At 59.2% G+C, this 13,277-nt stretch carries 14 protein-coding genes; 5 read left to right on the top strand and 9 right to left on the bottom strand.

Annotation, left to right across the window (positions count from 1 at the left end):
- Positions 1 to 7 precede the first annotated feature (7 nt).
- From accD to N5W20_RS07665, 3 genes are all read right to left on the bottom strand, one after another.
- A complete protein-coding gene (accD, locus tag N5W20_RS07675; protein WP_319806559.1) occupies positions 8 to 871 on the bottom strand; it encodes an acetyl-CoA carboxylase, carboxyltransferase subunit beta in 864 nt (287 codons plus the stop codon).
- Positions 872 to 1,045: 174 nt separating this feature from the next.
- A complete protein-coding gene (gene cysE / locus N5W20_RS07670; protein ID WP_319806558.1) occupies positions 1,046 to 1,843 on the bottom strand; it encodes a serine O-acetyltransferase in 798 nt (265 codons plus the stop codon).
- Positions 1,840 to 3,096: a UbiH/UbiF/VisC/COQ6 family ubiquinone biosynthesis hydroxylase gene (locus N5W20_RS07665; RefSeq protein WP_319806557.1), complete on the bottom strand. Its 1,257-nt coding sequence runs from the start codon at positions 3,094 to 3,096 to the stop codon at positions 1,840 to 1,842. Before N5W20_RS07665 ends, cysE begins: the two co-directional genes overlap by 4 nt.
- Positions 3,097 to 3,270: 174 nt before the next feature.
- Here N5W20_RS07665 and N5W20_RS07660 point away from each other — a divergent pair, with 174 nt between their 5' ends.
- Genes N5W20_RS07660 through N5W20_RS07650 form a run of 3 tightly spaced genes read left to right on the top strand, consistent with a single transcriptional unit; the run spans position 3,271 to position 5,492 of the window.
- Positions 3,271 to 3,609, top strand: coding sequence for a P-II family nitrogen regulator (locus N5W20_RS07660; RefSeq protein ID WP_319806556.1), 339 nt, complete (start codon positions 3,271 to 3,273; stop codon positions 3,607 to 3,609).
- The gene (locus N5W20_RS07655; RefSeq protein WP_408869396.1) at positions 3,606 to 4,958 is read left to right on the top strand and encodes an ammonium transporter; all 1,353 of its coding nucleotides are present in this window, start codon (positions 3,606 to 3,608) and stop codon (positions 4,956 to 4,958) included. Before N5W20_RS07660 ends, N5W20_RS07655 begins: the two co-directional genes overlap by 4 nt.
- 33 nt (positions 4,959 to 4,991) lie before the next feature.
- A complete protein-coding gene (locus N5W20_RS07650) occupies positions 4,992 to 5,492 on the top strand; it encodes a hypothetical protein (RefSeq protein ID WP_319806555.1) in 501 nt (166 codons plus the stop codon).
- Between the two features lie 114 nt (positions 5,493 to 5,606).
- On the opposite strand, the gene N5W20_RS07645 is transcribed toward N5W20_RS07650, so the two are convergent.
- Together N5W20_RS07645 and N5W20_RS07640 are read right to left on the bottom strand one after the other, a co-directional pair.
- Entirely contained in the window at positions 5,607 to 6,566 is a 960-nt protein-coding gene (locus tag N5W20_RS07645) for a retroviral-like aspartic protease family protein (protein WP_319806554.1), read from the bottom strand.
- A complete protein-coding gene (locus N5W20_RS07640; protein WP_319806553.1) occupies positions 6,563 to 7,507 on the bottom strand; it encodes a tyrosine recombinase XerC in 945 nt (314 codons plus the stop codon). The genes N5W20_RS07645 and N5W20_RS07640 overlap by 4 nt, the downstream gene beginning before the upstream one ends.
- A gap of 339 nt (positions 7,508 to 7,846) precedes the next feature.
- Between N5W20_RS07640 and N5W20_RS07635 the strand changes: the two genes are divergently transcribed.
- A complete protein-coding gene (locus N5W20_RS07635; RefSeq protein WP_408869445.1) occupies positions 7,847 to 10,081 on the top strand; it encodes a primosomal protein N' in 2,235 nt (744 codons plus the stop codon).
- A gap of 5 nt (positions 10,082 to 10,086) precedes the next feature.
- Here the strand turns inward: N5W20_RS07635 and N5W20_RS07630 are convergent, their stop codons facing one another.
- The 3 genes from N5W20_RS07630 to ykgO form a co-directional block, all read right to left on the bottom strand.
- Positions 10,087 to 10,332 carry a hypothetical protein gene (locus N5W20_RS07630; RefSeq protein WP_319806552.1) on the bottom strand — a complete coding sequence of 82 codons (246 nt, stop codon included), beginning with the start codon at positions 10,330 to 10,332 and terminating at the stop codon, positions 10,087 to 10,089.
- 294 nt (positions 10,333 to 10,626) lie between these two features.
- Positions 10,627 to 11,292: a tetratricopeptide repeat protein gene (locus N5W20_RS07625; protein WP_319806551.1), complete on the bottom strand. Its 666-nt coding sequence runs from the start codon at positions 11,290 to 11,292 to the stop codon at positions 10,627 to 10,629.
- Positions 11,293 to 11,295: 3 nt separating this feature from the next.
- On the bottom strand, positions 11,296 to 11,421 hold the full coding sequence (ykgO, locus tag N5W20_RS07620) for a type B 50S ribosomal protein L36 (protein WP_025886195.1): 126 nt from the start codon (positions 11,419 to 11,421) through the stop codon (positions 11,296 to 11,298).
- A 194-nt stretch (positions 11,422 to 11,615) separates the two neighbouring features.
- On the opposite strand from ykgO, the gene N5W20_RS07615 reads away from it, so the two are divergent.
- Complete coding sequence (locus N5W20_RS07615; RefSeq protein WP_319806550.1) at positions 11,616 to 11,990, top strand: hypothetical protein; 375 nt, start codon at positions 11,616 to 11,618, stop codon at positions 11,988 to 11,990.
- Positions 11,991 to 12,019: 29 nt separating this feature from the next.
- Here N5W20_RS07615 and N5W20_RS07610 read toward each other — a convergent pair whose 3' ends face one another.
- Positions 12,020 to 13,195: a polysaccharide deacetylase family protein gene (locus N5W20_RS07610; protein ID WP_319806549.1), complete on the bottom strand. Its 1,176-nt coding sequence runs from the start codon at positions 13,193 to 13,195 to the stop codon at positions 12,020 to 12,022.
- Positions 13,196 to 13,277: the final 82 nt, after the last annotated feature.

Below are 13,277 nucleotides of genomic sequence, written 5' to 3'. Positions count from 1 at the left end.
GAAGCGCTTACGCCGCGCCGGTATCTGGGCGTTGCATCATGAGGCCGATAATGCGGTCGAGCGTCTCTTTCAACGTATCGCGCGGCGTGACCATATCCACCATGCCATGATCACGCAGATACTCGGATCTCTGGAATCCTTCCGGCAGTTTTTCCCGCACCGTATCCTGAATGACGCGCGGCCCGGTAAAAGCGATCAGCGCTTGAGGCTCCGCAATATGCACGTCACCCAGCATGGCGAAGGAGGCGGAGACGCCCCCGGTCGTCGGGTTTGTCAGCACAACGATATAAGGCAGCCCGGCATCTTTAAGCATCTGGACGCCGATCGTCGTGCGCGGCATCTGCATGAGGGATAACACCCCTTCCTGCATACGCGCACCGCCGGAGGCCGTGTAGATAATCAAAGCTGCTTTTTGCAGAATGGCGAGTTTGCAGGCGGCGATAAAAGCTTCACCCAGGGCGGAGCCCATTGTGCCAGCCATGAATTCATAGGCCATGACGGCGACGACCGCCGGATGCCCCCCGACCTGCCCATGCGCGACCACCAGCGACTCATCCAGATGCGTCTTTGTGCGCGCTTCTTTGAGCCTGTCCGTGTAGCGCTTCTGATCCTTGAAGCCGAGCGGATCAACCGCGACCTTCGGGAGTTCAATGCGCGTATAGGCGCCCTCGTCAAATGTCCATTTGAGACGATCCTTGGCGGCCGCCTTACCATGATGGCCGCAATGGGGACATACCTTCAGGAAACGGTCAAAATCCTTGACCAGAATCATCTGAGAGCAAGACTCGCACGTCGTCCACAGATTTTCCGGAACATCCCTCTGCAGAAGTCCCCTGATTTTAGGACGGACATATTCGGTAAGCCAGCTCATCTTCCCTCATTATCGTGTCAATGCGATGTCGCTTCCCTGAAGGGAAAAGCGCGACCTTTTCATGATGATGCGGATTGCGCATCGTTGCCCATCATATCGTTTCCAACCGGCAAAATCCATACCGGCCTCCCTTCATCCATGCGGGGCGTTCTGTCACGATGCTGCCGCAGCTTTTCAGATGACGAAATCCGTATCCGGGAAGCTTTGATCCATGGAGAGGGCCGGGTCGCTGGTATTTGGCTTACCGACCGGCCGCGCAGGGTTGCCCACGACTGTGACATGGGGTGCCACATCATTCAGAACGACCGAACCTGCTCCGATTTTAGCGCCTTCCCCCACGGAGATATTGCCGATCACCTTCGCGCCCGCGCCGATCAGAACACCGCGCGCGATTTTGGGGTGCCGATTGCCGGACGTCTTGCCCGTACCGCCAAGCGTGACATTCTGGAAAATGGAGACATCATCCGCGATGACGGCTGTCTCACCAATGACGATGCCCGTGCCATGGTCAAATATGACGCGCCGCCCAATGGTGGCTGCCGGGTGGATGTCAATGCCGAAGCGCTCTGACACCAGGCTTTGCAGATGTTGTGCCAGATGCTTGCGGTCATGCCGCCAAAGCCAGTTTGCCACCCGGTAAGCCTGAAGCGCGTGATAGCCTTTGAAAAAAAGGAAGGGCGTCACATAATCCGTACAGGCGGGGTCGCGCTCATAGACGGCCAGCATATCCGCGGCGGCATCCTCGGCAATGCGCGGCGTATCCTTGAGGCAGGCCATGATCAGGGACGATAATGCGGGCACGGAAAGGGCGCGGTCCGATAATTTTGTGCCTAAAAGGGCCGCCAGCGCCGCATCGAAGCTTCGATGTTCCGTGATCCCGGTCGTGAAAACGCCTTGAATCAGCGGGTCGCAACAGACATCGCTTTGGCGCAGCATGTCCTGCCAGATTTTTTTGAGGTCCAGCGCGTTCATAATAATCCCATTGTTCGGCGGATGAAACGTGCGCGTAAGGGGGTTGCTTTCTCAAAGCCCCGCATGCCGACGCGGCGTAAAATCTGCATGGCGGGGTGACGGCTGGCGAAAACTCTTTCCATGATATCGCAGGTGAGCAGCATCGCCATATTATCGGGGCGCGTCAGACGCTGATAAAGTTTCAACACATCATCACGGCCCGGATCCTGCCCCTTCTCAAAAGCGTTTACTAAAACTTCAGATAAGATCTTGATATCGCGAAAGCCCATATTCAAGCCCTGGCCCGCAATCGGATGCAGTCCATGGGCCGCATCGCCAATCAGCGCGAGGCGATGAGACACGTATTTCTGGGCATATTGCGCGGAAAGCGGGTAGAGCCAGCGCCGCCCGACAGGTGTCGCGGCACCGACATGCTTGTCCAGACGCGCATTGATTTCACGCTTGAACGTCTCATCGGGGAGCGCATGCAGATAATGCGCGCGCGCGGCGGGCGCGGCCCAGACGATGGCGGAGCGATGCGGTGCGGCGTCCGTGCTGATCAAGGGCAGTCGCGCAAAGGGTCCATCTGGCAGAAAGCGCTCCAGCGCGGTGCCATCATGCGCATTCTCATGCGCGATGATCGTGACAATACCATTTTGCTGATAGGCCAGACGCGTCAACGGGATGCCTGCCTGCTTCCGTAGCGGACTTTGCCGCCCTTCCGCCGCGACAACGAGCTGCGCCCGATATTGCGCACCGGAGGTAAGCGCGATTATGGCGCCATCATCGTCGAAAGTGAAACGCGCCTGGTCTGGCGCGGCGATGATCAGGTTCGGGCCTGCGTGATGACGGAGGGCGTCATGGAGGGCACGTCGCAAATCCATCGCCTCGACCATCCAGCCGAAACCCTGTAACTCGGCCTCATTATCAGGCAGGTCCTGCGCGCCGAAGATGAGTGACCGTGTGCCGATGCGCGTGAGGATGCGCGCGACATTCGGACGTGGCCCGGTTACATCCCGCCCGTCAATGACGGAAATTTCCTTTATGGGTTGCGCGCCGTTCGGGAGGTGCGACCAAACACCTGATTGCGCCAGAACCCGCCGTGACCCTTCCGAAAGCGCATAAGCCCGACCATCCAGATGCGGGCCGATCGCCGCTTCAAGCGGGGAACGTTCAATAATAAGGACACGCAGCCCGGCCCGGGCCAGGACGCACGCCAGGGTTGCGCCGACCGGGCCGGCGCCATTGATGCAAATATTGACAGTCTTCATCATCCTGCTTTCTCAACACGCCCTGCATGGCGCATTCAGCGTCAGAGGCGTCCATAAATCAAACCTTTAATGCAAGAAGAGGCTTGCCTTGCGCGTCGCCAAACTGGCACGAATTGGAAACGATCTGTGATGCGGGATTCGTAGCCCGTAAAAAAAACGTTGCGAAGGACGAACATCATGAAGCTGATCACGGCCATCATCAAGCCATTCAAGCTCGATGACGTGCGCAATGCACTCATTCCGCTCGGCGTGCAGGGTTTGACGGTTACGGAAGTCAAAGGTTTCGGGCGGCAGAAAGGACAGACAGAGATCTATCGCGGGGCGGAGTACCAGATCAGCTTTCTTCCCAAACTCAAGATCGAAATCGCCGTTGCGGATGAAATTGTTGATGACGTCGTGAAAGCCATCCAGACCAATGCCAGCACCGGGAAGATCGGTGATGGGAAGATCTTCATTTCCTCACTTGATAAGGTCGTCCGTATTCGGACGGGAGAAGAAGGGGTAAGCGCATTATGACACGATCCCGCCTGTTGACCCTTGCAGGCTGTTTAATGGTTCTGCCGGGCCATCTCTTTGCGGCAGATGCGGCAGGTGCGCCGCACATCGATACGGGTGACGCGGCCTGGATGCTGACGAGCACGGCGCTCGTCCTGCTCATGACCATTCCCGGTGTCAGCCTTTTTTATGCCGGAATGGTCCGCAAGAAAAACGTGCTGGCGACAGCGATTCAGTCTTTTACGATCTGCTGCATCGCGAGCGTCATCTGGATGGTGCTGGGCTATAGTTTCGCCTTTGGCACCGGCACGCCTTATTTCGGAGATTTCTCGCGTGCGATGCTGCGCGGCATCGCGGATCACTTCACGCAGGGGCAGGATGCGGCTTTCGTGATGGGAGCGGGCTCCGCCAATGCCACGACGATGACCATTCCGGAAAGCGTGTGGGTGATGTTCCAGATGACCTTCGCCGTCGTCACACCTGCCCTGATCGTCGGTGGGTTTGCGGAGCGTATGAAGTTCTCGGCGCTTTGCATTTTCACAATCCTATGGTCGCTGCTCGTCTATGCCCCGATCGCCCATTGGGTCTGGAGCCCGCTGGGATGGCTGGCCGGGCTGGGCGCGGTGGATTTCGCGGGTGGGACGGTCGTGCATATCAATTCCGGCGTGGCGGGTCTCGTTGCCGCTTTGGTGTTGGGGCGGCGGCGCAATCTCGGCCTTGATGATTTCTCACCTTATAATCTGACGTACGCGATTATCGGCGCGTCTCTGCTCTGGATCGGCTGGTTTGGCTTCAATGCCGGTTCCGCAGGTGGGGCGAATGGCCGCGCGGGGATGGCGATGCTGACAACGCAGGTTGCGTCCGCCGCCGGGGCGTTGGCCTGGATGATTGTCGAGTGGTTCCACGCAAAAAAACCGACCGCTCTGGGCATTATTTCAGGGGCGGTTGCCGGGCTGGTGGCCATTACCCCGGCGGCTGGCTTCGTCCTGCCGGGGGCGGCTCTGGTGATCGGATTCGTGGCCGGGATCGCCTGCTTCTGGAGTGCCGCTATCCTCAAACCGTGTCTCGGTTACGATGACAGTCTCGATGCTTTCGGGGTGCACGGGATGGGCGGCATTGTCGGTGCGCTTCTGACGGGTGTGTTTGCGTACGGGCCTTTATCGGCGACAGAGGCCAATCCTGCAGGGGTCACGGGCTCTCTGATGCAGTTGGGACGTCAGGCTGAGGCGTGCGGGGTGACGATCGTCTGGTGCGTCGTGGCGACCTATCTCATCCTTAAACTCATCGACTTCACCATCGGGCTGCGTGTCTCTCAGGACGCGGAACTTGAAGGACTGGATATGGTTCTACATGGAGAGCGGATCAACTGATCCGTATAGCCACGTCTCCGGAGGGATGGTTTGATGGATGGGAAAAAATTTTCAGGTGCTTTTCTGGCGGCTGCATTGATGGTGGTGGGCATGTCGGCGACGGCGGCCCATGCCATGACGGCGAAGGAGTGTTACAAATCCTTCCGCGCTGAACGCAAGGCGGGTGACCTCAAGGGGATGGAATATAAGGATTTCAAAGCGGCACGTTGCGGTGACGCAGCCCCCGCGGCGACATCAACCACCCCCGCGCAAACCGCGACGCCGAATACGGCGGCAAAGGCCCCCACTGTGCAGACACCGGCGCCCACCACGTCGACGCCGCCAATCGGCCCGACGACAGCGATTGCGGGGAGTGCGGTTTTCCCGTCGGCCGTGGCGTCGCAATATGCCAATCTCAAACCCGGCCGCGCGCGTATGCAGACCTGCCTTGACCAATATAGGGCGAACAAAGTGAGCAACGGAAATGGCGGTTTACGCTGGATCCAGAAGGGCGGCGGCTATTACTCGGAATGCAATAAACGCCTGAAGCAGTAAACGCTGGTAAGACTATGCCCGGCAGGCGCGCCCGCCGGGGCAGGAAGCGCTTTTAAGAAACGCTGAGGCGGCCTTGATCGGGCCGCCTTTTTCTTACCTTTCATCTGCGCGCATTTATCGTATGAAGACGGAAGATGTCTGAAAAGACACCCAGACATCGTGTCGGGTGATGAAATCGGCACCCAGCAGCATGTCGGCATCGTCATCAATATCCGACACTGTGATGACCGGTGCTTTCAGTGTCAGGGTGGGTTGCTCCGCCTCTGTTGCATCACTGGCGAATGACAGCGTGTTGAAACGGTGCCAGTAATAGCGGCGCGCATTGAGATCGACACCGCTCGTGATCCCGCCGCGATCTTTAGCAAGCATCTGATTGCTGACACCCACATGATTGGCGAAGCGTCGCGACAAGGTGATGGAGCGCGCACCGCTATCGATCAGCGCATTACCCATGACGCCATCAAGGATGAATACGACATTGAGGCGCAGGCCGCGCCGATGTGCCGCAAGTTTGATCCAGCGCGACCCATGAGGTGTCCCTGCCGACCCGAGAGGGGGGACAGGATCGCAACCACCCGCCACAGGCACATATTGCCAAAGGCGGAGGCGGTGGTGAGGGGCATCAAATTCCACAGCAAGACCCTGCATCATGTCCGCGCCAATGAGCCCGGAAAGCCCGTCAAGCGATTTGGGTAGATTGGGAAGAATGCTGAGTGGGAAAGACCACGCACCGTAATTAAGTTTGCCGAGGCGAAGGTCGGACGCAATGCGGTTGCGCACAGTCTCGCTGCGCCCGTCCGGACCGTGAATGACGGTGCGGCGGTGAGGATCGACCGGTAGATGCAAAGCATCGGCCGCCTTCGGGGTGATGAGACTTCCTTCGGAGCCGGTATCGATAATCATGTCCCGCTTTTGAAGCCCGATTTCGATGGGGATGTGCAGAAATAACGCATCATTGCTGAGCGGGACCGAACTCAGCAATGTCACCGCGCAGCCTGTCCGCGCATCAGCGTGGGGTACGGTCAGGAAGGTGACGAGGAGGGCCCAGATGGCGGGCTTGAAATGGCGCATCATGGCTTGCCCGCCCGGGGATGCGCGGACCAGACGCGCAGGAGATGCGCCTCATCCGCCTTCGTGTAGGTCTGGGTCGTTGAGAGGCTGGCATGGCCCAGTAATTCCTGGATCGCCCTTAAATCCGCACCGCTTTCCATCATATGCGTGGCGAAAGAGTGCCGCAAAGCATGTGGCGTCGCAGAGGCCGGAAGCCCCTTGGCCTGACGCCAAAGGCGCATGGTGCGCCGGGCGGTTGCGGGGTCAAGCCGGCCCCCTTTCTGCCCGATAAAAAGCGGGGCGTCCGGTTCCGCCGCCGGCCGTTGGCGCCGCCATGCCGCCAGTCTCTCCTGCACGATCGGGATTAAAGGCACGAGGCGCTGTTTATTTCCTTTGCCCGTGATGCGCAGCGGCCCGCCAGGTGCTGCGTCGATATCACCGACGGAAAGAGCCAAAGCTTCCCCGATGCGCAGACCGGCACCGTAAAGCAGGGTGTATAAAGCGATATCGCGTGCGACGAACGCATTGGCGGCGGTGAAACTCGCAATTTCCTCAGCGGCTTCCCGCGCGACAGGGCGGGCCAGGGGGCGTGGCAAAGGCTTGCGCGTTTTGGGTAATTTGAAGGCGGTCACTTGCGCGTTCTGAATGTCATAGCGCAGGGACAGAAAGCGGTAAAATGCACGCAGGGCCGAGATATGTCGGCTTCGGCTGCGCGCCGCACCGTCCGCGAGACGCTGACGCAACTCAGCTCCACGCGTTTGATGGGCGAGGAGTGCGCGCATGTCACCCGCGGTGAGATGGGCGAGATGCGTCTCGTTGAGTTTCTCTCCGAGATGCGCTTCAAAAAAAGCGAGGGACGTGGCGACGTCCTGATGATAGGCACGGATCGTATGCGGGCTGGCGCGCTTCTCATTTTCCAGCCAGGCCAACCAGGCACTGAGGAGGGTTTCTGCACTATGAGCCATGAAGTGACCTTGTTGAACAGAGTCTCAAAAATGATCGTGACGTGCTGCCATCCTAACTGAAATATCAACGCGGCGTCCGTTTAAAAATTTCAGTGCCATGACGAGGCGCCTCGCGTCACATTGAGAGAGGGCCGAAAGGTTGGTGGCAGGAAATTCTTCAAAATTCATCGGGGACGTGGCAGGGTCATATAATGCTTCTGACCGCCGCCACTTGATGAATATGTCCATGCCGGAAGAGGATATGAGACAATTGCAAAAGAGGCCGCGATCCATGCATTGCGCCCCATCCGTCCCGTCACCGATGCGAGAAACATCCGCGTGACGCTTGACGAGAAGCCTGTGAATGCGGCGCACGCCCGGTCGCCCCTCCCGGCAGCATCCTCCCGCGTCGATGTCCTCCTGCCGCGTCGGCTGCAATCGGTTCTGGCTTATACGACGCATGATCCTGACCTCGTGCCGGGTGATTTCGTCGCTGTGCCATTGGGGAAAAGGGAGGAAATCGGTTGCGTATGGGATGAAGCCGAGGTGGTTGCGGCGCGCCTCCCGGCTGATCTCGCTTTTCCACCGCCGAAACCTGTTGACCCGAGCCGGTTGAGGCCGGTCTTCCGCCGTATTGACGCGCCCGGCTTGCCGGAAACGCTGCGTTGCTTTGTCGATTGGGTGTCCGCCTACACACTCGCGCCCCAGGGCATGGTTCTCGCCATGGCGATGCGCGGATGGACACCGGCGCCACCGAAAGCTGTCAGGCTATGGCGTCTGGCATCGCCAGGTCACCCGCCGAAACTCACCGCGGCACGGCAGAAAGTGCTGGATGCCGCCGCAGCCAGGCCGATGAGCATCAAGGCTCTTGCCGAGAAAGCCGGCGTCAGCTCCGCCGTCATCTCGGCCTGCATCAAGCTCAATCTGTTGGAGGCCGCGCCCTCTGAACCCGCTTTCAGGGATGACGCGGATGACGTCCCGCGGCCGCCCACCCTTTCCGCATCTCAGGAGGTGATCGCGCGGGCCTTGCGGGATGCCGTGCAGAAGCAGCAATTCGAGGCCATCCTGCTGGAAGGGGTTACAGGCTCCGGCAAAACGGAAGTTTATCTCGAAGCCGTGCAGGAATGCCTTGCGCTCAAGCGGCAATCCCTCGTCCTCCTGCCGGAAATCGCACTTTCCACGCAATGGATCTCACGTTTTACCCGCCGCTTCGGCTTTGCCCCGCTTGTCTGGCACTCCTCCATGGGGGACGGGCATCGCCGCCGCGTCTGGCAGCATGTGCGCAACGGTGCGCCCTGCGTGGTTGTCGGGGCGCGCTCGGCACTTTTCCTGCCATTCACAGATCTCGGCCTGGTGATTGTCGATGAGGAGCATGAGCCGGCTTTCAAGCAGGAGGAAGGCGTGATTTATCACGGCCGGGACATGGCCGTGCTGCGCGCGCGTCAGGCCGCGGTGCCTGTCATGCTTGTCTCCGCGACGCCGAGCCTTGAGACCCTCGCCAATGTGCAGGCAGGCCGCTACCGCCACCTCGTCCTGCCGGACCGCCATGCTGGCGCCGCATTGCCGGACGTGCGCGCGCTCGATATGCGCCTTGCCCCGCCGTCACGCGGCCAGTTCCTCTCCCCCACGCTTCTCTCCGCCTGTCGTGAGACGTTGGCGCGCGGGGAGCAGGCCATGTTGTTTCTCAATCGACGCGGCTATGCGCCGCTCACTCTATGTCGGCAATGTGGTCACCGGATTGAATGTCCGAAATGCACGGCCTGGCTGGTGGAGCATCGCGCGCAACGCCGCATGGTGTGCCACCATTGCGAATATGCGATGCCAATACCAACGCAGTGCCCGTCCTGCGCGGCGACGGAAAGCCTCGTGCCGGTCGGGCCCGGGATAGAGCGCGTGACGGAGGAAGTGCAGCGCGAATTGGCCGGGGTGCGCATCCTTGTCATGTCCTCAGACAGTCTGGTCTCAGCGGAGGCGGCGCGCATCGCCGTGACGCAGATCGCGCGGCAGGAGGTTGACCTCATTATCGGGACGCAGCTCGTCGCGAAGGGGTGGCATTTTCCGCACCTCACTCTTGTGGGGGTGGTGGATGCGGATCTCGGATTGAATGGTGGGGACCTCCGCGCGGCGGAGCGTACGGTGCAGTTATTACAGCAGGTCGGCGGGCGCGCCGGGCGGGAGGCGCGACCGGGCACCGTGCTGTTGCAGACGTACCTGCCGGACCATCCCGCAATGAAGGCGCTTGTCTCACAGGATTTCCATCATTTCATGGCGCAGGAGGCCGCGAATCGTCGCCCCGGTTTCTGGCCGCCTTTTGGGCGTCTGGCCGCTTTGATCGTCAGTGCCGAGACGCCGGAATCCGCGGATGCGCTGGCACGCGCCTTGTCGGATGCGGCCCCGAAAGGCGAGGGACTCGAAGTGCTCGGCCCCGCCCCCGCCCCATTGACGAAGCTGCGCGGCAGGCACCGTCGACGACTTCTGTTAAGGACGCGGAAGGGGATTGCCGTGCAGCCTTTGCTGCGTCTGTGGCTACAGAAACTGCGCCTGAAAAGTGATCAGAAGATCGTGGTGGATATCGACCCGGTTTCGTTTTTCTGACGCGATTATGTCTTTTTACGGAAGGCCCGCGCGGCCAGCCCGACGACAGAGATAATTGTCAACGCACTCTGGGCATGTCCCCGGAAACGCCGTGGGCCGACCGTGCTGAGAAAAGTGAGCGCTCCAATCACCAACTCGCCATTCACCTTGAGCGGCAAGGCCGCTTTATGTTGCCTGACGGCCGGGATCGCCTCTCGATGATCGCGTGACGCTGGCATTTTAGATGGCGTCACCGTGCGGTGCCTGAACATGACTGAAATCCTTATCGCTCCATGTGATTCAAACTCGAAAGCTCTTGCCGGGTTTGCGTCACAATGGTGGGAGCTATGGCCTGAAGACGGCTCTGCCGGTCCGTCAGGATAAAGGGCGGGTTTGCCGATCGGAAAAATCACGCCGGTTGCCGGTCGCGACTTCAGCTTCAACCCGCCAAGCCCGGGAAAAACCGCTCCCTGATAGGCGAAACGCCATGATGAGGCGCGAGATGAGACAGATGCGCCGCATGCATCCGGTCGTTGCGTTACGCTGTCGCCAGCGTCTTGAGCGTATCACAGCGCACGCCATTGGGATGAGGATCGGTGGGCACCAATCAATGGTTCACCCTGTTTTGAGGCAGGGTCCAGCATTTCAGCTTTCTGATGTGCCTTGAGGGCGGCAGGACGGTCCCCCCTTTGCGACTCAATTGAGGAAAGCAGACGCCATGAGACGGAGTCCCGCGGGTCAAGCTGCAGGGCCATGCCAAGATCGGCAATCGCCCCGGATTCGTCCCGTCCCTGATGCCGAATCATGGCACGGAAACGCCATAAAAGAGCCTGGTCAGGTTGCAATGTGAGGGCGCTGCTCAGAGCGTGCTCGGCTTCCTGAAGGCGATTCTGTTTCTGAAGCGCCCGACCATGTCGCACAAGGATGTAAACAGCCGGCGTCAATTTTCCCAATCTGACGGCGTGAAGCTGGGCCAAAAGCGCGCGGGCTTCACTTTCCGAATGCGCCTGCTTCAAGGCTTGTTCAAGTTTTTCAAGGGTGGCGGGGCCTTGTTTGCCGGTCTCCGGCGTCACATGCGAGTCGGGCGCGCTTTTGACCGGATTTTTTGCGGCAGCGGCAGTCTGGCAGGCGCATAATATGAGCGCGGCCACAAAAACAAAACGGGCAAGCCTGGCCTGCCCGTCCGTCGACGTCCTGTAGAAATAAGGTGCGGTCAGAAACTGACGCGCCAAGATTTAACCCTGGCGGGCTTTCATACGCGGGTTTTTCTTGTTGATCACGTAAACGCGGCCACGGCGACGCACGACGCGGCAATCCTTGTCGCGGATTTTGGCGGATTTGAGACTGTTACGAATCTTCATTTGTTTCACTTCCCAGGGCATGCTTGACGAACGGGCGCGCGCCCGTGAAAGGTGCTCTCAGATAACGGGGTGACGCCGTGAAGTCAACTATATATGACGCGTCACGATCGGGATGAGAGGGTTACCCTGTCACAAGCACATGGTGAGTGGTCATCACCGGAGAGACACGCTATCCTCTTTATATGAAGTTGCGTGTGCTCACCGCTTTGGCGGTATCGATTGGCGGATTGGCAATGCCTGCCAGCGCTGCGGATGACCCATCCTCAAAAGCGCTGACCGTCATTTTGTCGCCTATTCTCGATATCCTCAAGGTCAAACCGGATTCTGCCAGCGATGCCTGTATCGCGACGTTGAAGGAACTCCGCCTGACGCAGAAAGCGCTCAGCAGCGGCCGTTATGATGACAACCCGTCCGACTTCGCCATCGCCCATGACGTGCTGGAGTCGGATTTTGAAAATGCGATCCAGATTTGTGGCGCCGATGCACGGCGCCTTTGTCGCGACGAGACCCCGGTTAATAAAACGCTCGGCGCAATATGTGAGAATTTCGCGCGCCGCCACCCGGCGTGAGATATTACGTCGCGACGTGACCTGACTTTTTATTCGGATGATGCTTTTACCGTCCGGGAGGCGAAGCCCGCATCCTGTGAACTATGGCCCGGGTCATAGGTGATGGCTTCATTCAAAGGGCGCCAGCGATGGGCTGCCAGCACGTCATTGGTCAGAAGTTTAAGGCCCGCTGGTTCATTCCCATTCGCGTGCACAAGGACGATGCTGCCATCACGGATCGGCTGTCCCTTAGCGAGCCAGGCATCCGCGCCCAGGGGGATGACGCCCAGTTCCCGCGTGCGGGTCGCGACATAAGAGTCCGACACGAGGCCCGGATAGCGGAAGAAGATGGAAGGCGTCTGATTATCCGCGATCAACAGCTTTTTAACTTCAAGGATCTCTGAATCCACATCCGTGCCGGGGATCAGAAGGAAGTTTCGTTCAAGCGGCGCGTCACGCAAATAGCGATGCAGATAAGCGTGATTAACCCAGGTGACATGGAGCTGCCCGGCGGCGATGGCTTTTTTGAGCCAGCTATATTCTTCCCCATGACGCACAATCCACAGGCCGCTGACATCGATGGTCATCGGTAGATGGTGCCGAGCCCCGAGAGCGATCAGCCTCTCATAAAAATCCTTGTTGAAAGCATGAGATGACGGACACATGTCGATCGTAAGATAAGCGACATGCGGCGCTGAATGGAATGCATGGGTCAGGCCCTGATTCTGGATGGGGAATGGCGGTGCCGTTGTCTGTGCAAGGGCCCGGGCATAATTGGACGTCCTGAGCACATCGTCCTGATTTTTCGCGATTTCAAAATGGGCGGCGGGTTGTATCGAGGTTTTAAGGGTCTGCGGGTCAACCAGCAAGTAGCTTGAAACACCTGTTTTCTCGAATTGTCGGATGGCGACATATCGATAGTGATTTGTATCCGTCACGACTTGCTTGATGGGTTTGTAATCCGAAATTTCCCATGTCTGAGCGTAGACTGTTGACGCCAGACTGACCCATATGCCCAGCCCGATTCCATGCATCCCTTTGCGCAGCGCCGTCTTGGGGCGGGTCACGCGGGGGGATCGCTTTCGTCTGAAAGCAGCCATCGCGCACATGCCGCGTCGGGATGCGTCCTGAACTCTGCCTTGCACATCATGCGGCATCATCACCTCCTCCTGATTGTAGCGGGCCTGACGCGCCGCCCGTCTCGACGCGAGAAGGCGCGTCGCCATGCATTAAAAACTGTCGAGATTTTTCAGTCTATCGACACGACCATGGAGAGAGATGTGCGGCACCTTGTCAAGTTAACCCCGT

It is taken from the genome of Candidatus Kirkpatrickella diaphorinae (assembly GCF_025736875.1).
GTDB lineage: Bacteria > Pseudomonadota > Alphaproteobacteria > Acetobacterales > Acetobacteraceae > Sorlinia > Sorlinia diaphorinae.
This window is presented reverse-complemented; position numbering and strand designations above follow the sequence as displayed.

What these genes read in the sequence shown, in the direction of transcription:
- cysE (WP_319806558.1), bottom strand. Translation starts at nt 1,843, where the DNA reads ATGAACGCGCTGGACCTCAAAAAAATCTGGCAGGACATGCTGCGCCAA.
- N5W20_RS07655 (WP_408869396.1), top strand. Translation starts at nt 3,606, where the DNA reads ATGACACGATCCCGCCTGTTGACCCTTGCAGGCTGTTTAATGGTTCTG.
- N5W20_RS07630 (WP_319806552.1), bottom strand. Translation starts at nt 10,332, where the DNA reads ATGTTCAGGCACCGCACGGTGACGCCATCTAAAATGCCAGCGTCACGC.
- N5W20_RS07660 (WP_319806556.1), top strand. Translation starts at nt 3,271, where the DNA reads ATGAAGCTGATCACGGCCATCATCAAGCCATTCAAGCTCGATGACGTG.
- N5W20_RS07665 (WP_319806557.1), bottom strand. Translation starts at nt 3,096, where the DNA reads ATGATGAAGACTGTCAATATTTGCATCAATGGCGCCGGCCCGGTCGGC.
- N5W20_RS07650 (WP_319806555.1), top strand. Translation starts at nt 4,992, where the DNA reads ATGGATGGGAAAAAATTTTCAGGTGCTTTTCTGGCGGCTGCATTGATG.
- accD (WP_319806559.1), bottom strand. Translation starts at nt 871, where the DNA reads ATGAGCTGGCTTACCGAATATGTCCGTCCTAAAATCAGGGGACTTCTG.
- ykgO (WP_025886195.1), bottom strand. Translation starts at nt 11,421, where the DNA reads ATGAAGATTCGTAACAGTCTCAAATCCGCCAAAATCCGCGACAAGGAT.
- N5W20_RS07645 (WP_319806554.1), bottom strand. Translation starts at nt 6,566, where the DNA reads ATGATGCGCCATTTCAAGCCCGCCATCTGGGCCCTCCTCGTCACCTTC.
- N5W20_RS07640 (WP_319806553.1), bottom strand. Translation starts at nt 7,507, where the DNA reads ATGGCTCATAGTGCAGAAACCCTCCTCAGTGCCTGGTTGGCCTGGCTG.
- N5W20_RS07610 (WP_319806549.1), bottom strand. Translation starts at nt 13,195, where the DNA reads ATGGCGACGCGCCTTCTCGCGTCGAGACGGGCGGCGCGTCAGGCCCGC.